Annotated in this window: 20 protein-coding genes and 2 pseudogenes; 8 read left to right on the top strand and 14 right to left on the bottom strand. The window is 61.0% G+C overall.

Features of this window, described 5'->3' with window-relative positions; genetic code table 11:
- Nucleotides 1-205 precede the first annotated feature (205 nt).
- The 3 genes from M2281_RS29210 to M2281_RS12490 form a co-directional block, all read right to left on the bottom strand.
- The gene (locus M2281_RS29210) at nucleotides 206-796 is read right to left on the bottom strand and encodes a putative immunity protein (protein ID WP_425537717.1); all 591 of its coding nucleotides are present in this window, start codon (nucleotides 794-796) and stop codon (nucleotides 206-208) included.
- Between the two features lie 5 nt (nucleotides 797-801).
- Entirely contained in the window at nucleotides 802-1233 is a 432-nt protein-coding gene (locus M2281_RS12495; protein WP_280821857.1) for a GNAT family N-acetyltransferase, read from the bottom strand.
- Nucleotides 1234-1486: 253 nt separating this feature from the next.
- Nucleotides 1487-2386 carry an NmrA/HSCARG family protein gene (locus tag M2281_RS12490; RefSeq protein ID WP_280821474.1) on the bottom strand — a complete coding sequence of 300 codons (900 nt, stop codon included), beginning with the start codon at nucleotides 2384-2386 and terminating at the stop codon, nucleotides 1487-1489.
- A gap of 92 nt (nucleotides 2387-2478) precedes the next feature.
- On the opposite strand from M2281_RS12490, the gene M2281_RS12485 reads away from it, so the two are divergent.
- Entirely contained in the window at nucleotides 2479-2892 is a 414-nt protein-coding gene (locus M2281_RS12485) for a winged helix-turn-helix transcriptional regulator (RefSeq protein WP_280821473.1), read from the top strand.
- Between the two features lie 238 nt (nucleotides 2893-3130).
- Here M2281_RS12485 and M2281_RS12480 read toward each other — a convergent pair whose 3' ends face one another.
- Nucleotides 3131-3358, bottom strand: coding sequence for a hypothetical protein (locus M2281_RS12480; RefSeq protein WP_280821472.1), 228 nt, complete (start codon nucleotides 3356-3358; stop codon nucleotides 3131-3133).
- A gap of 130 nt (nucleotides 3359-3488) precedes the next feature.
- Between M2281_RS12480 and M2281_RS12475 the strand changes: the two genes are divergently transcribed.
- The 5 genes and pseudogenes from M2281_RS12475 to M2281_RS12455 all read left to right on the top strand — a co-directional run bounded on the left by M2281_RS12475 (nucleotide 3489) and on the right by M2281_RS12455 (nucleotide 7237).
- Nucleotides 3489-4025: an ATP-binding protein gene (locus M2281_RS12475; RefSeq protein WP_280821471.1), complete on the top strand. Its 537-nt coding sequence runs from the start codon at nucleotides 3489-3491 to the stop codon at nucleotides 4023-4025.
- A 471-nt stretch (nucleotides 4026-4496) separates the two neighbouring features.
- Nucleotides 4497-5225, top strand: a pseudogene (locus M2281_RS12470) (class I SAM-dependent methyltransferase).
- Nucleotides 5226-5255: 30 nt separating this feature from the next.
- Nucleotides 5256-5396 (top strand): annotated as a pseudogene (locus M2281_RS12465) (LysR family transcriptional regulator); the annotation flags it as partial.
- 595 nt (nucleotides 5397-5991) lie between these two features.
- Nucleotides 5992-6354, top strand: coding sequence for a hypothetical protein (locus M2281_RS12460; protein ID WP_280821470.1), 363 nt, complete (start codon nucleotides 5992-5994; stop codon nucleotides 6352-6354).
- 256 nt (nucleotides 6355-6610) lie between these two features.
- Nucleotides 6611-7237 carry an SOS response-associated peptidase gene (locus M2281_RS12455; protein WP_280821856.1) on the top strand — a complete coding sequence of 209 codons (627 nt, stop codon included), beginning with the start codon at nucleotides 6611-6613 and terminating at the stop codon, nucleotides 7235-7237.
- Here M2281_RS12455 and M2281_RS12450 read toward each other — a convergent pair.
- Nucleotides 7226-7558, bottom strand: a complete 333-nt coding sequence (locus M2281_RS12450; protein ID WP_280821469.1) for a hypothetical protein — start codon at nucleotides 7556-7558, stop codon at nucleotides 7226-7228. The two genes, M2281_RS12455 and M2281_RS12450, sit on opposite strands and share 12 nt — an antisense overlap.
- Nucleotides 7559-7643: 85 nt before the next feature.
- Entirely contained in the window at nucleotides 7644-8558 is a 915-nt protein-coding gene (locus M2281_RS12445; protein ID WP_280821468.1) for an alpha-hydroxy acid oxidase, read from the bottom strand.
- On the opposite strand from M2281_RS12445, the gene M2281_RS12440 reads away from it, so the two are divergent.
- Complete coding sequence (locus M2281_RS12440; protein ID WP_280821467.1) at nucleotides 8536-8859, top strand: hypothetical protein; 324 nt, start codon at nucleotides 8536-8538, stop codon at nucleotides 8857-8859. The two genes, M2281_RS12445 and M2281_RS12440, sit on opposite strands and share 23 nt — an antisense overlap.
- A 52-nt stretch (nucleotides 8860-8911) precedes the next feature.
- Here M2281_RS12440 and M2281_RS12435 read toward each other — a convergent pair whose 3' ends face one another.
- Genes M2281_RS12435 through M2281_RS12420 form a run of 4 tightly spaced genes read right to left on the bottom strand, consistent with a single transcriptional unit; the run spans nucleotide 8912 to nucleotide 14047 of the window.
- Nucleotides 8912-9472: a sarcosine oxidase subunit gamma gene (locus tag M2281_RS12435; RefSeq protein ID WP_280821466.1), complete on the bottom strand. Its 561-nt coding sequence runs from the start codon at nucleotides 9470-9472 to the stop codon at nucleotides 8912-8914.
- A gap of 9 nt (nucleotides 9473-9481) precedes the next feature.
- Nucleotides 9482-12481 (bottom strand): sarcosine oxidase subunit alpha, encoded by a 3000-nt coding sequence (locus M2281_RS12430; RefSeq protein ID WP_280821465.1) that lies wholly within the window; start codon nucleotides 12479-12481, stop codon nucleotides 9482-9484.
- Nucleotides 12478-12780 (bottom strand): sarcosine oxidase subunit delta, encoded by a 303-nt coding sequence (locus M2281_RS12425; protein ID WP_280821464.1) that lies wholly within the window; start codon nucleotides 12778-12780, stop codon nucleotides 12478-12480. The genes M2281_RS12430 and M2281_RS12425 overlap by 4 nt, the downstream gene beginning before the upstream one ends.
- A 13-nt stretch (nucleotides 12781-12793) precedes the next feature.
- Nucleotides 12794-14047, bottom strand: a complete 1254-nt coding sequence (locus tag M2281_RS12420) for a sarcosine oxidase subunit beta family protein (RefSeq protein WP_280821463.1) — start codon at nucleotides 14045-14047, stop codon at nucleotides 12794-12796.
- A gap of 113 nt (nucleotides 14048-14160) precedes the next feature.
- Here M2281_RS12420 and M2281_RS12415 point away from each other — a divergent pair, with 113 nt between their 5' ends.
- Nucleotides 14161-15165, top strand: a complete 1005-nt coding sequence (locus tag M2281_RS12415; protein WP_280821462.1) for a GlxA family transcriptional regulator — start codon at nucleotides 14161-14163, stop codon at nucleotides 15163-15165.
- 37 nt (nucleotides 15166-15202) lie between these two features.
- Here M2281_RS12415 and M2281_RS12410 read toward each other — a convergent pair whose 3' ends face one another.
- The 4 genes from M2281_RS12410 to M2281_RS12395 all read right to left on the bottom strand — a co-directional run bounded on the left by M2281_RS12410 (nucleotide 15203) and on the right by M2281_RS12395 (nucleotide 19236).
- Nucleotides 15203-16297: an ABC transporter ATP-binding protein gene (locus M2281_RS12410; RefSeq protein ID WP_280821461.1), complete on the bottom strand. Its 1095-nt coding sequence runs from the start codon at nucleotides 16295-16297 to the stop codon at nucleotides 15203-15205.
- Nucleotides 16294-17130 carry an ABC transporter permease gene (locus M2281_RS12405; RefSeq protein ID WP_280821460.1) on the bottom strand — a complete coding sequence of 279 codons (837 nt, stop codon included), beginning with the start codon at nucleotides 17128-17130 and terminating at the stop codon, nucleotides 16294-16296. The genes M2281_RS12410 and M2281_RS12405 overlap by 4 nt, the downstream gene beginning before the upstream one ends.
- On the bottom strand, nucleotides 17127-17972 hold the full coding sequence (locus tag M2281_RS12400; protein WP_280821459.1) for an ABC transporter permease: 846 nt from the start codon (nucleotides 17970-17972) through the stop codon (nucleotides 17127-17129). Before M2281_RS12400 ends, M2281_RS12405 begins: the two co-directional genes overlap by 4 nt.
- Nucleotides 17973-18099: 127 nt before the next feature.
- Nucleotides 18100-19236 carry a polyamine ABC transporter substrate-binding protein gene (locus M2281_RS12395; RefSeq protein WP_280821458.1) on the bottom strand — a complete coding sequence of 379 codons (1137 nt, stop codon included), beginning with the start codon at nucleotides 19234-19236 and terminating at the stop codon, nucleotides 18100-18102.
- Between the last annotated feature and the right edge of the window lie 77 nt (nucleotides 19237-19313).

Raw genomic sequence — 19313 nt, 5'->3', positions numbered from 1 at the left:
GATTACTGCTGCCGAAAATACAATCTATGAAATCGATAATCGGCATCACAGATCTCTATATAGGCGATGATGTAGTGGATGTCCACCCACAGGCGGCCGGGCATACAACCACAACTAGCCTGTCCCCTGCCAGAAAGTCGCTCGTCCGCCAGAGACGGAGGCCGGATGCAAGTGCCCCCGTTGCGGCTGAAACGACAAGCTTTTGTTAGCTGCAAGAAGCTCCCAACCCTGGAGCCAATCTACGCCACCCGCCCTTTGCAGGAATCCTTGTCGCCCCAGGCATGGGTCGACGTGGGTGTTCCGTGGCATCCTCCCCGACGCGAAAGCGGCGCTGACGCGCTTGCGACCCTAGCAGCGCAGCACCACCCGCACATTGGGAAATCGAGCAGCCCCGCTTTCTCCACATGGGTCGTACCCACATCTGGATCGTCGCCAGCGGAAAGCTCAAACGCTCGCGCCGCATGGGCGGCCGGCCCGAGAATATGTTTGACCTGCGTCGCTTTCGCGAGCGGGTGAAGAAACGCCGCGCCTGCCGCGGCCAAAGCAGCGCGTGCGGCTTCGCTTGCAGCAGCCAGTCCGGCGTCCCGGCTTTCCTGAGCTGCCCGCTGCGCAGCCCACGCGCTATCTCGGATCGCTTTAGTTCGCTCGGCACCGTCCGCGAACGCCCCTCGATCGCCGTGCGAGGTCGTGGATCTTCAGGGCATTCGGCTTCGAAGATCGGCAACGCTTCCCGCGCGCAAACGGCAGCGTAGCCGGCGACAGCGTGGAGTTCGGCGCGACTGAGTTCAATCGTCATCGCTGCTACTTGAGTGGGATGAGTCCAGCGTCCGTTGGCCTGAAGCCGCAAGCGTCGAAATAGAACGAGCGGAGGTGAGGATCGAAATCAACATGAAGCCATTCGCAGCCGGCTTCCCTCGCACGTTCAACCGCCTCCCTTATCAAATCTGTCGCAAGGCCCTGTCGCCTGAATGCAGTCGTTATCATCGTGTCCAGAACGAAGGCGTGGACAGCTCCATCCCAGGCGACATTAACGAACCCGATCAGATTTGTTGCTTGGCGCAAACAGACCCAGCCCAGGCTGATGCGGTTGACCTGGGCCCACCAATCGTCCTCGAATAACCTATGCTCGAAGCACTCTGCGTGCAGTAAGTTGACTTCGCTGTTCTTAAATGGGCCTCGCCACTCGGTGGTCACCTGCGGTTCGCCTGCGGCTTCAGATGGAGTTGGATTCATAGCAGCGGTACCAATCATTGAGTTTGCGAGAGGAAGCTAGTGGTGAAAGCCTGACGCTTGGTGCCCGACACGGAGAGCTGCTCTGGGGTGGGAAGCCGCCAGTCCGCTCCTGGCGTTGCTCGCTGGAACGAAGATCTGCGTGGTTGCGCAATTAAGCAGTCACATTCTGTCCGCGGGCGTTTTCGCTCGCCTTTGCTTCTGCGATCGCTCGCATGCCGGAGCGGCGGCAGCGATCGAAGCCACCAAAACACTGCTACTCTGGTTGGTGGGCAGCACTTGTCCCTAAGGCGTCAACGAGCGCCTTGCGTCCGCTGCCGGCAAGCCAAGATCGGAAAGAGAGGAGTTCTGGATTGATCTCCCGCATAGCGTTTAGATCGACACGTTCTGCCAGCGGGCCATCTTCCAAGCTCTTAGCCATGTGCGCGAGGTCCGCATTGGCTGCGAGAACGTCATCCGGAAGGCGTGCATAAGTTATCGGGCGACCGGCGACTTCGGTAAAGGCGGCTTCGAGCTCAAGACCTGTCACCCTGTCGCTTGCGATCTTCAAAGTCACCCCGCCGAACCGAGCCTTGTCGGCGAACATGGCCGCAACGAACTTTCCGATGTCGTTCACGGCAGTAAGCTGGATCGAATGATCTGGTCTGATAAGAGAGAGCAACCGCCCTTCGTCCAAGCCGAACCTAGGTCGCACAAGCATTTCCATGAAGATCATGGGCCTGACGATGGTTGCGCTGATGGGCAGTTTGCGGATGTGCGCCTCGATGCGAGGTTTGGCGTCGAACCGCGCCACACCTGTCAGCTTATCCCCGGCGCTGGCGCCCGAGGAATAAACGAGATGAGCGACGCCGCTTTCGACACTCAAGTCAGCGAGAGAGGTGCCGTAGCGTACTTCTTCCTCTGCCGCCAAGTTGGCTGGCAAGACGCTGAAAACGCCATAAGCATCTTTCATCGCCGCCCGGATCACATCCGTGTCTTTGAATGACCCGGGCACCAGTTCGACGCCTGCGTCTCGTAGGGCAATCGAGGCCGGTTCCATTGGATCCAGTACAAGTGCGCGAACAGGCCACCCTGCCTTCAGCAAAGCTTTAGCGACCGATCCGCCCTGACGACCGGTCGCACCGAAAACCAGGATCGGACGTTTGTCATTGGTCATTGATGAGAACCCTCGTGTTGAACCAAGGGCATCCATATATACAGATAGAATGACGTTGGAAGACGGCACATTTTTCAGCATCAGGTACAGGGATGATACTCTTGGACAATTCCATTCATGCCCGCTCATATCAGGCGCCAGAGGGCAATCTGGAGTTCAAACCAATCCCATCAAACGGGATCTGCACGCGGCTCGGTGACAAATGGACTGTCCAAGTCCTGTGGCGTCTCTCCCGCGCAGATGAGCGGCGGCTCCGCTTTTCAGCGCTCAAAAAAGAGATCGACGGGATCACCCAGCGAATGCTGACGCTGACACTGCGCAATCTAGAGCGCGACGGGCTTGTCGTGCGTCATTATTTTCCCGAAGTGCCACCGCGGGTCGAATACGAGTTGACCGACATGGGAACCGGCGTTTTGCACGCCCTTGAAGGACTCAACTTTTGGATTCGAGATAATCTGCCTACCATTGAAGAACATCGTCGCGCCTACGACAAAGCCGAGCAGTAACTTTGGGACCCGCCGCAGCCTCGACCCGGTTCTAAACTGAGTTTTCTGCTCAGACGTGGGGTGCATCATGTGTTGCACCCATAAGGCGGCAGCTTTCGGCAAACACCAATCCAACCCTGAATGGCCACTTCGAGGTCGGATCTTGCCGTTCATTGCGGGTACCAAGCGTCAGGTTTTCACCACTAGCCTGTTGCCAATGGCTGGCTGCCCGAAGCTGTCGCGATGTTCAGGGACCGTATCATGAGGAATCTCGAGCGCTGATGAGCTTGCGGAGGTGCTGGATGTTGGCGAGCGGCACGCTTCCATCCGGGAGACCGAGAACCCGGTCGATGGCGATTCCGTACAAGCGCAGGCGGCGATCGAGCAGATCGATCAGCTCCTCCATTCGGCCTTTCGCTGGTGACGCAATGATCTCAGCAAGAATGGGATAGGTGCTCGCGGGAAGGTTCAAGAGCAGGTCGGCCACACTCTCCGCATCGAACGTATCGAAGACGCCCCGGGCGACGCCGTCGGCGATGACCTGTGTGAGGGCCGGCCTGAACAGGGCGGGCGGGCTGTGATCTGCAGACGCCTGCTCAATGCTAGGTAGAAGGCGGATGAATCATACAGGCGAAATACTCATTCTGACCGGGCCTCCCGGTTCCGGAAAAACCACGACGGCGCAGGCGCTCGCCAGAGAGCCCGGATCGTCGAAGGTCCATCTTCATTCCGACGATTTCTGGCATTTCATCAAGAATGGAGCGATCCAGCCCTATCTGCCGGAAGCTCATGACCAGAACACCGTTGTTGTCGATGTGCTAGCGCAGGCCGCCGAAGGCTATGCCAGCGGCGGCTACTTTGTCATCGTGGACGGCATTGTCGGACCGTGGTTCCTCGCTCCGTTCAGGAAAATCTCCGTACCAGTTCACTACGTGGTTCTCCGCCCGCCTCTCGATGTGGCCATCCGCCGCTGCCAAGAGCGTGGCGGCGACACCTTGAATGATCCCGGTCCAATCACGGAACTCCACAAGCAACTCTCATCGCTAGGTCAGCTTGAGCGGCATGCCCTGCCGATAGATGCGCATACTCGGGAGCAAACTCTTTCCGTGGTTATCGAGGCTGTGCGGGGCGGGAGCTGCCGCCTGACGGAATGAGATAGAAGGAATGACTTAGCTTGTCGCGATCCAATTTTGCGACCGGCTGAAGGACCGATTTGTCACCAATCTCGAACCTTAGAGGTTGTCATTTGTGGGCGGAACCCACCACCTTAGCCCGCCTTGGACATATGCCGTTCGGCCTGGCCGCGCCGGCTATCCAGTTGCCTGTGACGCTCGACAGGTCATTGGCATCGCTCTTCAATGGATTGAAAAATGAAATACCGGCGCCCTCTCTTCGACCTCGACGACACTCTGTTGACGCCAACAATACCGGATAATATCATTTCTCCATGGTCGAGAAGGATACTCATATTGTCTCCCGGTTCGCCGGCATCCCAGTAGGCGGGATGCCGGGACGTCGACCGCTTTAATATCGACAGCGGAACGATACCTAGGCCTCGCGCCCTTCGTGGACGAGGCTTTCCGCATGACCTGTGCCTCGTCCCATCATCTTCGATGGAGTCCATCATGGCACAAAATATCTACGACAATCCCGACTTCTTTTCTGGCTATAGCCAGCTTCCCAGATAAGTTCAGGGGCTCTCCGGCGCGCCCGAATGGCCGGCGATACGCGCTCTGCTTCCTAACTTGGCCGGCACACGGATCGTCGACCTCGGTTGCGGTTTCGGCTGGGCTTCGCGCTGGATGCGCGAACAGGGGGCAACGTCAGTCCTCGGGATCGACCTGTCCGAGAAGATGATCTCTCGTGCGCAAGAGATCACGAGCGACGATGCGATCACGTACCGAACGGCAGATCTTGAAACACTTGAGTTGCCCGAAGCAGCGTTCGATCTCGCTTACAGCGCCCTGACATTTCACTATGTTCGCGACTTCGAACGGCTCGCTCGCATGGTTCATCGATCGCTCGTGCCCGGAGCCGATTTCGTCCTTACCATCGAGCATCCGATTTTCATGGCGGCCACTCATCCGCGATGGATCCAAGATGAGGATGGTCGCAAGACCTGGCCTGTGAACCGCTATTCTGTTGAGGGCGAGCGCCAGACCGACTGGTTTGTAAAAGGAGTTGTCAAATATCATCGGACCATTGGCACGACGCTCAACACACTGATCCGCGCCGGGTTTACGATCAAAGTCGTTGAAGAGTTCGCGCCATCGCTGGAGCAGATCAGAGAGAACCCAGCTTTGGAGGAAGAAATTGAGAGGCCGATGATGCTTCTCATATCCGCAACGCGGTAGCACATCGGCTTTCTGTCCGATGTGTTGATCATGAGGAGGCGCACCAAGGCGGATATGCGTGACCGGACCATTCTTGGTTCACGCATTCCCTTGACGTCATTGGTTCAGACGTTGGCGGTTGCCGAGCACCTGAACTTCCGTCACGCTGCCAACTCGCTGGGGGTAAGCCAGCGTTGCGGAAGTTTTTGACGAAGTGCCTCCTACCCTGTCAGCTTACTGCGCCGCTGGGGTTAGATTCAGCCGAGGAGGTGCGATGAGTCCGAAACCGCATCGCGGCGGCTACGGCCGCTGGCCTTATTGAATCCTGACAGGACTGGTGGCGATCTTCGTCATCTGGGTCTGGGCGCTGTTATCTCTGGGTGGACACCGCATGTCAGCCGTCACGAGATCAGGCGAGGTCCCGCACAGTGTGGAGTGACGCCCTCACAGGTGTCATAGCTGTTAGCTCTGTGTGAGTTTGAGCGGCGATGCGGCCCCACCGCTGGTATAAGGTCAGTGTCCCGATTCCATCGGGGCCGGCCCGGCTTTCGCAGGCTCCCCCACACCCTGCCTTGCGGGATGTCGGGCCACCTTAGGGATTGGGGCACCAAGCTAGCTCGGATGGGCACCCGTCTGCGGACACTGCGGACACCTTTTTACTGTTCGGCACCGCATCTCACACCGTCGACAACATATGGTCACGAAATGGCCCCGTGAATGGCAGCCTATGAACTCATTGTCGTTGTGGGTTGGTCGGTTGGCGGGGGCCAACTTGAAAGGGATACCCATGCGCAAAGCTATCATGCTGGCAGCAAGCATCACCTTCATTGGCGCCTTGGCGGCGAACGCACAAGAAACATCAGCGCCACAGCCGCCGAAGCAGGCACCGGTAGCTACACCGGAAGCACCAAAAATCCAGCGCATCAACGTCGTCGATGTCAGCGAATTGCCTCACAAGGCACAAAAGCAGGTAGAACAAATTGCGGCGCAGGCTGGCGAAGCCAATCTCAAGAAGCTGCGCACTGGCATCGATGGCATCCCGGAGGCGAAAGCCGCGCTCGATGCCAAAGGGGCGACATCTGCACACGTGGTCGGCACAAGCATGGTCACAGATGGAACGCTGACGCTAATCACGAAGAAAAAAACCTAATCAGGTTCTCTGGGGCCCCGGCTCTTTTCTGCCGGGGCCTTTTTTAGGCCTGGCCAGCACAGAATTGAAAGTGTGTACCGGCTTACGGCGCCATCCAGTTGGGCCAGCACGACGCCCAGGCGGGAAGCCCTCACTCTCGCCTTTCTCCGTGGTTATACCTATGCTTTCAACGTTGGCCGGACGGGCAAGGAGAGGAAAAGTGTGCGGTAGGTTCACGCAGTATCACACTTGGGCTGAAATCCACGCGTAGTATCGACTGACCGTCAATGACAGGGGCAGAAACACCGAAGCCCGCTACAAAATCGCGCCGACGCAGGGCGTCACGTTCATCACTGCCGGCGATGACGGCCATCACAAGGTCCGCGAGGGCCGCTGGTGGCTGGTGCCGTTCTGGGCGAAGGAAATGCCCAAGTTCACGCTATTCAATGCGCGTTCGGAAGATGCCGACAGCAAGCCGGCTTTCCGGGACTCGTTCAAGGCCAAGCGCTGTCTGATCCCAGCGGATGGTTTTTACAAATGGTCAAAGGGCGCCGACGGCGAGAAAGACCCCTGGCACATCCATCTGCCGCAGCACCAGCCTTTCTCATTCGCCGGCCTGTGGGCCTACAACCAGGCGCTCGACATAACCAGTTGCACGATCCTGACCGCGGCGGCGCAGGAGCCGATGAAGCAATTGCACGATCGCCAGCCGATCATTCTTGATCCTGCCGTCTACGATGGATGGTTGGACCCGTCGACATCAGTCCCGGACGCCAAGGGTCTGCTGAATCATGATTTGGATGGCAGCCTGGAATTCTATCGCGTGAATCGCGCGGTCAACTCATCCACCAAGGACAGAAGGCGAAACGACAACGCCAATATGATCGAGCCGCTAGCGGCCTGAACCGCGACCCAGATGGCGCAGATCGACCCGCCGAAACGGCAGGAACACTATCCCGAAAGGGATATCGACTGTCAGCAGGCGATCGAGGACGCGCTGTATGATCTGATCGACAACGTGCGTGCCGCCGGCTGGACAGACAACGAAATCGTCGAGGCGATCGACCAACTCACACTTGCCTATCGAATGGGCCGGGAGGAGAACATAAAGGTCGAAGCGATGCTGCAGGTCATGACTGGTTCGACAAGGACAGACGTGATGGGTAAGGGGCGCGACTTCTTCTGGCGTTTGACGACGGGTTTCACGAGGCGGGATCAGGCGCACTTGCCGCCCTCTTCTCGGTGTCGAACATCGCCTGCGTTTCAAGTCAGTCCTGCGCCTGCGGCATTCGCTCTGGATCGTTTGAGCGTCACCTGCCAGTGGCTAACGTCCGTGTCTCGGCGGGCGCGCGAATGCCGAGCATCGTCAGGGTTATATCGATCTCCTCCCGCAACATCGTCAGAAGGGCGTAGGCCCCGGCCTCACCTCCGGCCGCCAGGCCCCACAGCGGAAGCCGGCCGACCATGACCGATGTGGCGCCGCTGCCGATGTACTTGAGGATGTCGCTGCCGCGCACCACACCACTATCGGCAAGGATCTCAAGCTTGTCGCCCAGGACGTCGGCAATGTGCGGAAGAACCGCGATTGGGGCGGGCGCCGCATCCAAGTTGCGTGCACCATGAGCGGACACGACGACGCCATCCGCGCCAACCTCTTTCGCCTTCAACGCGTCGCGTAAGCTAAGGACGCCTTTGATGAGCAGCTTGCCCCTCCACCAGCGCCGCAGATCCCGTATGTCGTCCCAGTTCAAGTGGTTTTCGAGCCTGACGTCCTCAGCGACGGATGGTCGCGTGACCCTACTTCGGAATTCCTGTGGGTAGTGACCGTAGGTCGGCATTCCGGTGGTCACCATATAGCGAAGTAGTACGCCGCACAGCCAGCGTGGATGAGTTACGACGTCCCAGGCCAAGCGTCCTGACGGTTTGATCGGGATTGAGAAGCCGTTTCGCTGATTGTATTCGCGCTTCGGGCCCACCGGCGTGTCGGCGGTGACGACCAGCGTGTCGGCGGTGACGACCAGCGTGGTCACACCCGCCTTTCCCACGCGTTCGAGCAGCGATCGCGAAAGGTCCCTGTTCTTCCACACGTACAACTGGAACCACAGGCTGGCACTCGGCGCGCCATCGCGAATTTCTTCGACGGTGGTGACTGATTGGGTCGAGATGCACACCGGGATACCCATCCGTGCAGCACTCATTGCTTTGGCCATCTCACTGGCGCTCATTCTCGCCTTTCCGCTGGGCGCCATCGCAAACCTTGCCGGCGTCACTTTCCTCATTGCCTATCTTGCCGTCTTTGCTGCGCATTGGCGCTTACGCAAATCGGCCGGCGGCATACGGTTGCTAATCGTACTCGGCGCGGTGTTGATGGCAGGCGTGCTGCTCGGCTCGCTGGTCCACCTCGGTCGCGAGCAACCCGCGGGGCTCCTGCTGATCTGCCTGATGCTCATCATCTGCGCGGCCAGCGAATGGCTGATCGGACGTCAGGAGCACCGACCGCCCGGCAATAGCCCTACGCAGGAGTGATGGTTCGGCGATTGTCTTGTGAGACCCCTTGCCCACCTCTTATGAGATGCAATCAAATGTCGATTGCGATTTCGCGGCTAACGGCCTGGAGAATGCCCCAGACGTGATCGGCGAAGGAGCGCCAGACCTCGATGCGGAACCGGTTCTCCGCCTCGCGAACCAGCACGATCTGCGCCTTGTTGAAAATGGTGCGGCAGCCGGTGCCGGCGGGTATCGCCTCGATGTCGAAGGCAATCCCCGAACGCAGAGCAAGCAGAGCCGCCGTGCCCTCCACCTCGATGCCGACTTCACTGTGGCCGACATCGACCAGGCTATGCGGCACTGTCGCATAGAGCTTGGCAAAGTCGCGCTCGATGGCCTGGTTCTCGGCCAACGGCGCCGTCAGATACCACTCGTCCGGGCCGAGGCGGACGGCAAGCCGGTCGCCTGAAACCGTCACGTCGCCGATCCTTTCCGGCAAGGAAAGCCCGAAGGCTTTCGAAGCTTCGACAATCCGTGCCGGATCGATCCGCAGGCTGAAGCGCGCGCAGTCGGCAACAGCGCGGATGCTGAGCGGAGCGGCCTCACGCACGGCGATTTCCCGCCCCACCAGCGGATGATGTTCATGCAGCATGGTCGACTCCTATGCGCTGAGACGCTTGTTTTCGGGATCGAAGAATACCGTGCCGACGATCCTGGCCTGGTGCGTGCGATCGGGCATGGGCACATGAATGGTCTCGCCTTCGCGTGCCCTGCCGCCCTCGACAACGGCAAGCGCGATTGAGCGTCCGAGCGTCGCGCTCCAGTAGGACGAGGTGACGTGGCCGACCATCATCATCGGCAGCGCCTGGTTCGGATCGAGCACGATCTGTGCCCCCTCCTCCAGCACCGTGTTCGGATCGGCGGTCAGCAGGCCGACGAGTTGCTTGCGATCGTCCTTCAGCATGTCCGGCCGCGTCAGCGAGCGCTTGCCGACGAAGTCGGGCTTGGCCTTGCCGATAGCCCAGCCGAGGGCGGCATCGTCCGGCGTCAGCGTGCCGTCGGTGTCCTGGCCGACGATGATGTAGCCCTTCTCGGCGCGCAGCACGTGCATGGTCTCGGTACCATAGGGCGTGATGCCGAATTGCTGACCGGCTTCATAGAGCTTTTCCCACACCGCGCGGCCGTAGCGCGCCGGCACATTGACCTCGTAGCCACGCTCCCCAGTGAAGCTCATGCGGAACAGCCGGGTCGGCGCGCCGCAGATGCGCCCTTCACCCACCGACATATGCGGGAACGCCTCCTCCGACAGGTCGATGCTATCGACCAGCGGCTCCAGCAGCTTGCGCGCATTCGGCCCCTGCAGGGCGATGACCGCCCACTGCTCGGTGGTAGAGGTGAGCCACACCTTGAGGTCCGGCCACTCGGTCTGGAGATAGTCCTCCATCATGGCGAGCACACGCGCCGCCCCACCGGTGGTGGTGGTGACATGGAAGCGGTCGCTCGACACGCGCCCGATCACGCCGTCGTCGCGGATGAAACCGTCCTCGCCGAGCAGCACGCCATAGCGGCAGCGGCCCACGCCAAGCTTCGACCACGGGTTGGTGTACATGCGGTTGAGGAATTCGGCCGCATCCGGCCCGACGATCTCGATCTTGCCGAGCGTCGAGGCGTCGAACATGCCGAGCGACTCGCGCACCGCCTTGCATTCGCGTGCTATCGCGGCGTGCATGTCCTCGCCCGGCTTTGGGAAATACCAGGCGCGGCGCCACAGCGACACCGGCTCGAAAACCGCACCGTTTTCCTCGGCCCAGGCATCGATCGGCGTCTTGCGTGTCACCTCGAACAGTTCGCCGCGATTGTAGCCGGCAAAGGCACCGAAGGTGGTCGGCGTGTAGGGCGGGCGGAACGTGGTGAGGCCCACAGCGGGTGCGGGCCGCTTCACCGCATCGGAGGCGATTGCCAAGCCGTTGATGTTCGAGGTTTTGCCCTGGTCTGTCGCCATCCCGTTGGTTGTGTAGCGCTTGATGTGCTCGATTGACTTGAAGCCCTCGCGCACGGCGAGCCGAATGTCCTTGGCGGTGACGTCGTTCTGGAAATCGACGAAGGCCTTGGCTTTCGAGGCATTGCGATCCGTCGGCAGCTCACGGCAGCTGATGCCAGTCAGCGGCACCTCGTCATCGACCTTATAGGCCGCGGCCTTCGCCTTGAAGCCGGCATCGACGGCCGCAGCCGCTCCCGCCGCGGCACCTTCCGCGAGCGCTGCCGCCAGGCCGAAGCTGCCATTGCCTGCGCCGGCGCAGCGGCTTTCCTCCGTGCGCTCGCCCGGCAGGAACATCTGGCCTTCCTCGTTCCAGTCGAGCTTGCCCTTGGTGTGCGAGAACAGATGCACGCTCGGCGTCCAGCCGCCGCTCATCAAGAGCGCGTCGCAGGCAATCGTGCGGGCCGGACCGACCACCCCGCCACGGCTGACTGGATTGACGTGCACCGAGGAAACGCGCAGGCGGCCTCTGGTGCCGGTGACGGTCCAGCCCGTCAGAACCTCGATGCCAAGGCCAGCAGCGCGTTGTTTCAGATGACCGGCAACCTCTGGCCTGACGTCCACTATGGCTGCGACCTTCGCGCTTGCCTGGGCAAGGTCGAATGCGGCCAGCCAGGCGCTGTCGTGCGAGGTGACCACTGCCGGGCGGTTGCCGACCTTGACGCCGTAGCGGTTTAGATAGCTGCGCGCGGCTCCCGCAAGCATCACGCCCGGACGATCATTGCCGTCGAACACCAGCGGCTTTTCGATCGAGCCCTGCGCCAGAACCACTTGTCTCGCACGCACCTTCCACATGCGCTCACGCGGCGCGCCTTCCAGCGGGCTGGCTAGGTGGTCGGTGAGCCGCTGGCACAGGCCGAGGAGGTTCTGGTGATAGTAGCCGATCGCCGTGGTGCGCGGCAGAACGGTCACATTCGGCATCGCCGCTAGTTCGTCCTTGGCGGACTTCAACCAGTCCCAACCGGACAGCCCCTCGATACCCGCATCCGTTTCCGAAAGCAGCGAACCGCCCAGTTCGGCCTGCTCATCGCAGAGAATGATCTTGGCGCCGCTGCGGCCCGCTTCCAGCACCGCTGCCAACCCCGCCGGGCCTGCGCCGACGACGAGCACGTCGCAATGGGCGAAGCGGCTTGCATAGGTGTCTGGGTCGGGCACCGTTGGCGAGTTGCCTAGTCCGGCGGCACCGCGGATGAGCGGCTCGTAGACCTTGTTCCAGAACGACTTCGGCCACATGAAGGTCTTGTAATAGAAGCCGGCCGAGAACAGCATGTAGAGCGCGTCGTTGATCGCACCGATGTCCCATTTCAGCGATGGCCAGTGGTTCTGGCTGGTAGCGGAAAGCCCGTCGAAGACTTCCAGTACGGTCGCCCGCGTGTTCGGCTCGAAACGGCCCGGGCCACGGCTCGTGCCGACCAGCGCGTTCGGCTCTTCCGATCCTGCAGAGAGAATGCCGCGCGGGCGATGATACTTGAACGAGCGGCCTACGAGATGCACGCGGTTGGCGAGCAGCGCAGACGCAAGGGTGTCGCCCTGGAAGCCAGGGTAGCTGGCGCCGTTGAAGGTGAAGCGCACCGGCTTGTTGCGATCGATGCGGCCTCTGCCGGGAATACGGTAGCTGGTCATGACCGTGCTTCCTCAAGTTCGGTCTCGATCGGGCGGGGGAGCCCGGCCTTGTATGTCATCACAAATTTGTCGCTGACGGTGTCGCGCACCGCGTTGAAGAAACGCGCGCAGCCATGCTGATGCCGCCAGCGTTCGAAATGGGTGCCGCGCGGGTTGGAGCGGATGAACAGAAAACTCTTCCACTCGTCGTCCGTCAGCTTCGACGGGTCGGCCGGGCGCGCGATATGCGCCTCGCCGGCATAGACAAACTCCACCTCCGGGCGCTCGGCCTCGCAATAGGGGCAGCGGATCAGAAGCATTTATTGTCCTCCCTCAGTGCGCGACGGCGGCAGCCGCCGCCTCGTCGATCAGCCGGCCGGTGGTGAAACGCTCGAGCGTGAACGGCGCATTGATCCAGTGCGGCTCGTCGCTGGCGATGGTGTGGGCGAAGACATGGGCGGCGCCCGGCGTTGCCTTGAATCCGCCCGTTCCCCAGCCGCAATTTACATAGAGGCCCGGCACCGGCGTCTTGCCGAGGATCGGCGAGCGGTCAGGCGTGACGTCGACGATGCCGCCCCATTTGCGCAGCATGCGCATGCGGGTGAATATCGGGAACACTTCGCAGATCGCCGCCACTGTGTGCTCGATCAGCGGCAGACCGCCGCGCTGGCTGTAGGAAACGTATTGGTCGGTGCCCGAGCCGATTACGAGCTCCCCCTTGTCCGACTGCGAGATGTAGGCGTGCACGGTGTTGGACATGACCACGCAGGGGAAGATCGGCTTGACCGGCTCCGATACCAGCGCCTGCAGCGGGAAGCTCTCCAGCGGCAGGCGTACACCGGCCGTGTCCATGACTATGGAGGTGCTGCCCGCCGCCGACACCGCGACCTTCTTGGCCTTGATGAGACCTTTGGCTGTCTCGACGCCGCTCACCTTGCCGGAGGCATCGCGGCGGATCGCCGTCACCGGACAGTTTTGGATGATGTCGACGCCTCGAGCCGCTGCGCCTCGGGCGTAGCCCCAGGCCACCGCATCGTGGCGGGCGACGCCGCCGCGCCGCTGCAGTGCGGCACCCATCACCGGGTAGCGCGCATTGGCAGCAATGTTGAGCGGCGGGCAATATTCCTTGGCCTGCTCCGGCGTCAGCCATTCATTGTCGATGCCGTTCAGCCGGTTGGAATGAATGTGGCGCTTGAAGCTCTGCACGTCATGCACGTTATGCGCCAGCATCATCACCCCGCGCTGTGAGAACATGACGTTGTAGTTGAGCTCCTGGCTCAAGCCCTCCCACAGCTTCATGGCATGCTCGTAGAGCATCGCGCTTTCGTCATAGAGATAGTTGGAGCGGATGATGGTGGTGTTGCGGCCGGTGTTGCCGCCACCCAGCCAGCTCTTCTCGATGACAGCGATGTTGGTGATGCCGTGCTCCCGGGCAAGGTAATAGGCGGCGCCGAGCCCATGCCCGCCCGCGCCGACGATCACGACGTCATATTCGGCCTTGGGCTCGGCATCGGGCCATTGCGGCTGCCAGTTCTTGTTACCTGTCAGGGCGTTGGTCAGGAGCGACGAAAACGAAAAGCGGGTCATAGCACTCCCCGGAGTTCAACATGGTCCGAGTATTGCGAGACGCCTCGATGTTGGACAGAATAACTGCGTCATCACGATATTACGTGTGCGGCAGGGACATGGTGGGAGGTTTCATGGAACGCAGCGTCAGGTCCAGCCGCCAGTCAAAGCGCGGGGCACCCGCGCCGCGCCTGTCCGTCGGCTTCATCCTTGCCCGCCGCTTCACGCTCTGCGCTTTCGCCAATTTCGTCGACGTGCTGAGGCTCGCCGCCGACGAGGGCGATCGCAGCCGGCCGATCCTGTGCGAGTGGACGGTGCTGTCGGATACGATGAGCCCGGTGGCGTCGAGCTGCGGCGTACTGGTGCAGCCGAACGAGCGCCTCGGCGACCCGAGGAAATTCGACTACATCGTCGTGGTGGGTGGGCTGATCGACGAGATCCCCAATCTGAGCCCCGAATATACGCGCTACCTGCAGCGCGCGGCGGCCGCGGAAGTGCCGCTGGTCGGCGTCTGCACTGGCGCCTTTATCCTGCACCGCGCCGGTCTGATGGACGGCTATCGCTGCTGCGTAAGCTGGTTCCACCACGCCGACTTCCTCGAGCAGTTCGATGGGCTGAAGCCCGTCTCCGACCAGATCTTCATCGTCGACCGCGGCCGGCTGACCTGCTCGGGCGGCGCAAGCTCGGCGCATCTGGCCGCGCATCTGGTTGAAAAGCATGTCGGCCGGGCGCAGGCGCGCAAGAGCCTGCACATCATGATCATCGATGACGCCTTGCGAGCAGAGAAGCCGCAGCCGGGCATTCCGCTCGATCTCACGACGGACGACGCACTGGTGAGAAAGGCGCTGCTGCTTATGCAGCAAAACATCGACGCACCGCTATCGGCAGCCGAAATCGCGCGCCGCCTGGGCGCGAGTAGGCGCCAGCTCGAGCGGCATTTTCAGGCGAATGTCGGCATGGCGCCAACGCTCGCCTACAAGATCATGCGACTGGAATATGCCGAGTTCTTGCTGCGCCATACGGGCCAGTCGGTGACCGAGATCGCGACTTCAACGGGCTTTTGCGATTCCTCGCATTTCATCCGCGCCTTCCGCGAGCGGCGCGGCACTACGCCGGCGGCTTTCCGCATGGCCGCGTGAACCGACGGCGCCGGCTTAGTGGTCAGGTGAAAGCGTTCTATTCGCCTGGCAGAATGTGCGTCGCCTCGGGGCGCCACGACACCCACACCTTGGCGCCGGGCTCGAGATTCAGTCGCTCTAGCTCCTCGTGGCTTCTCTGTGCCTTGATCTCAATCCGCTCGGCGCCTTCGAGATGGATCACCGCCGTTGCCCCGACGAACTCTTCGCCAACAACCGATGCCTGCATGGCGTTGTAGCCGTCGGCCGGCGGCTGGCTGCTGAGATGCACGCGGTCGTCCGACACCACAAAGGTAGCCCTGTCGCCCTTGGCCAGAGGTCTCGCGGCATTCGGCACGACGATGAATTCGCCCGCCGGGGTAGCGATCTTCAGCGACTGGCCGTTGGCATAAGAAACGCTGCCGGCGAAGATATTGGACGAGCCGAGGAATTCGGCAACGAACTTCGTGCGCGGGGCGCGGTAGATCTCCTGCGGGTTGCCGATCTGCTCGATGCGCCCGCGGCTCATGATAACGACGCGGTCGGCCATCGAGAACGCCTCGGACTGGCTGTGCGTGACGTAGACGAAGGTGATGCCGAGATCGCGCTGCAAATTGGAAAGCACCGTCTGCATGCGCACCTTGAGATGCGCGTCCAGCGCCGACAGCGGCTCGTCAAGCAGCAGGATCTCTGGCTCCGTCACCAGCGATCGCGCAAGCGCGACGCGCTGGCGCTGACCACCTGAAAGATGCGCGACATTGCGGTCGGCAAATTCGCTGATCTGCATGCGCTCAAGCCATTTATCGACGCGCCTGCGGCGCTCCGATTTTTCCACGCCGCGCATGCGAAGGCTGAACTCGACGTTTTCCCGCACCGTCAAGAACGGAAACAAGGCAAGGCTCTGCCACACCATCGGCGTGTCGCGCTGCCAGGTCGGCAGATCGTTGATCCGCCTGCCCGCGAGACGGATTTCGCCTTCGGTCGGCGCTTCCAATCCCGCCAGCATGCGCAGCGTCGTGGTCTTGCCACAGCCGCTCGACCCCATGATGGCCAGGAACTCGCCCTTGCGGATTTCGAAATCCATCTTCTCGACGGCGACGAAATTCCCGAACCGCTTGACGACGCTATCAAAGACGACAAGGGATTGGTCGGTCATGACAGCTTCGCTCCGGCTCGTGCTGCCGTCGCCTTGGGCGCGGCACTGCGTTTCATGAGTAGTATCTGGGCAAGCACCACCAGCGTCATAGAGGCGATGAAGACGAAGGTGCCGATAACGTTGATGCGCGGGCTGACCTGGCCTTGCAGGAAGCCGAGCACTTTCACCGGCAGCGTCTCGCTAAGGCCCGAAACGAACCAGGCGACGGCAAACTCGTCGAACGACACGGCCATGGTGATAAACAGCGCGGCAAAGATAGCCGGCTTGCAGAAGGGAACAATGACATGGCGCATCGCCATCCATTCGGATGCGCCGAGGTTCCACGCCGCCGCTTCCAGCGAAGGGTCCATCTGCGATAGACGCAGCCGCACGATGGCCATGGCAAACGGTGCGCACATCACCACATGGGCGATGATCACCGAGTGAGTAGCGCCCGACAGATTGACGTTGGACAGGAAGGCGAGCATCGCCAGGCCGAGGATGACCACGGGAATAGTCGGCGGCAGCAGCGCCAATGCGAGATAGAGGTTCTTGCCAAAGAACCGGTAGCGAAAATCGGTATAGGCAGCACCAAAGCCGATTGCCGTCGCCAGCACGGAAACGACAATGCCCACGATGAGCGTATTGCGAAGGCCTTCCCACACCAGCGGATCGGCGGCCACCGTCTCGTACCAGATCGTCGAGAAACCGCCGAGCGGCAGTGAGGGAAACCGGTCGACATTGAACGAGAAGACGAAGCTTGCCGCGATCGGCGCGAAGATGAAGGCGAAGGCAAGCAGGACGTAGAGTTTCAGGGCCCAGTCGATCAGCCGGTTGCGGTTGAAGTCATTCATCTGCCGCGTTCCTTGTAGGCGTAGCTCACCGCAGTGAAGGCGACTGCAAGCAGCGTTGCGATCATGGCAAGCGCGATCACCGCCGCCCGCGGCCATTGCTGGCCAGACTTGGTCGTGTCGGTGATTAGGATGGAAAGCGTCGGCGGATCGCCGCCTCCAAGATAGAGGGGGCTCACGAAATCGCCGAAGGTGAGGATGAAGCAAAACAGCGCTGCGATCACGAGCCCCACCCGGGCGGCCGGGATGACGACTTCAAAGACGGTGCGCAGCCGGCCGCAACGCAGATTATGCGCTGCCTCGATGAGCGTCCTGTCGACGAAGATCAGGCTGAAGAGCTGCAACAGCACGACAAGTGGAAAGCTCAATGTGAGATAACCAATCATCGTGCCGAAGACGGAGTTGAGCATGCCGAACGGCCCCAGCCCCACCTTGGCGAACAGGGCGTTGAAGATGCCGTGGTCGGACAGGAAGATCTGCCAGGAATAAACGCGTACGAGGTAGCTGGTGAAGAAGGGGATGACCATCAGGAAGATGGCCCAGCGCCGCGCCGTGTCCGAAAGCTTGAAGGCGATGGCATAGGCACAGGGAAAGGCCAGCGCACTGGTGATGATGGCGGCTGCTGTCGCCAGCCCGAAGGTGCGCAGGTAGGCATCCCAGAAAACGCCGCGGCTGAGCATCCTGACCCAGTTCACGGTGTCGAAATCCGGCTGCATCCGAAAATTCTTGACCGTCCAGAAGCTAAGCGCGATCAGGAACAGCAGCGGCGCGAGAAAGAACATCACCTGCCAGACAAGCATCGGCAGGGAAAAGGTCAGTCCATAGAGTGTGATCGGTTTCCGCATCGCGTCCGTTCCAGGCTGGAGGCTCGACTGCCCGGCCAGCCGCCGCGCAGAGATTGCCGGAACGGGGCAGGCGCCCCCCGCCCCTGCCCCGGCTGCCTCAATGCAGCGAGCCCGGAAGGCCCGTCGATTACGAGCCCTTGTATTCGGACCAGAAGTCGTTCCAGTCCTCAAGGCTCTGCTGCACCGGCAACTGGCGATATTTGATGCGGCCATTGCGGATGAGATCCATCACGTTGCTCTGGTTGAGCAGCATGCCCTGCCGCTTGGCTTCTTCAGGGGATTCCTTGGCCAGCAGTTCCCAGCCCTTCTTGTTCGGGATGAGGCAAGGATAGGCCGCCATGTTGGCCGACTTCACCTGCCCCTTGGGCGATGTAATGTACTGGACCCACTTCTTTGCCAGATCACCCTTCTTGGTGCCCTTGCCGATGGAGAAGGATTCGGTGAACTGTAGCCCACCCTCTTCGGGGATGACGCTGCGCACCTTGGCGCCATTCCGTTCAAGTGTGCCGGTAATCCAGTCGCCAATGCCGGCCATGGCCAGCATCTGACCATTCTGCAGCGAGGAGAAGGTGCCGCCATAGTCGAAGAACCCACCGATCTGCGGGCGCAGCGACATCGTCTTTTCCTGCATCGCCTTCCAGGCAGCGTTGTCGATGTCATAGGGCGAAGCGTTGCCGTTCAGCAGGCTCATCTGGCCGAGGTTGGGCAGGTGCCAGTCGAAATGCCCGACCTTGCCCTTCAGCCTGTCGGCCCAATAGATGTTGTAGGTCGAGGCTTCCTTTTCCGTGATCGCCTCGGTGTTGTAGGCAACACCGAGAAAGCCGAAGCGGGTGAGAACCGAATAAAGCTTGCCGTCCTTCCAGTGACCGGGAAAGCTCTGGAACTCGGGAAAATAGTCGTCGAAATTGTAGTCCTTGGGATCGAGTTCCTCGATATAGCCGGCAGCGTTGAGCTGCTGGACATATTCGGCGTCGGAGAGGATCAGGTCGAAGGTGCCGGGAGGCGATTGAGCGATCAGGCCCAGCATATTGTCGCCGCCGGTATAGTATTTCGGCTTGAACTTGACGTTGTTCTCCGCCTCGAACTCGGCGACCACGTCGGGCTCGGCATGGCCGTACCAGGCCAGCATGTTGAGTTCGACCGGCTCGGCAAAAGCAAGCCGGCTAAGATACGGCATCGCCAGGATCCCGCCGCCCAGAACGCTTGCGCCCTTCAGAATTTCACGTCGGGTACGGGACCCCGACAGTACTCCCTTGATGGTCATTGCATTCCCCTTTTTTCGTTTGTTTCCGTAAGGGTATGCAGCACCAGTACATTTGGAAAATTAATTATCATAATTTT

It is taken from the genome of Pseudaminobacter soli (ex Li et al. 2025) (assembly GCF_029892515.1).
GTDB lineage: Bacteria > Pseudomonadota > Alphaproteobacteria > Rhizobiales > Rhizobiaceae > Pseudaminobacter > Pseudaminobacter soli_A.
The sequence above is the reverse complement of the archived record's forward strand: the minus strand, read 5'-3'. Positions and strand labels throughout refer to the sequence as shown.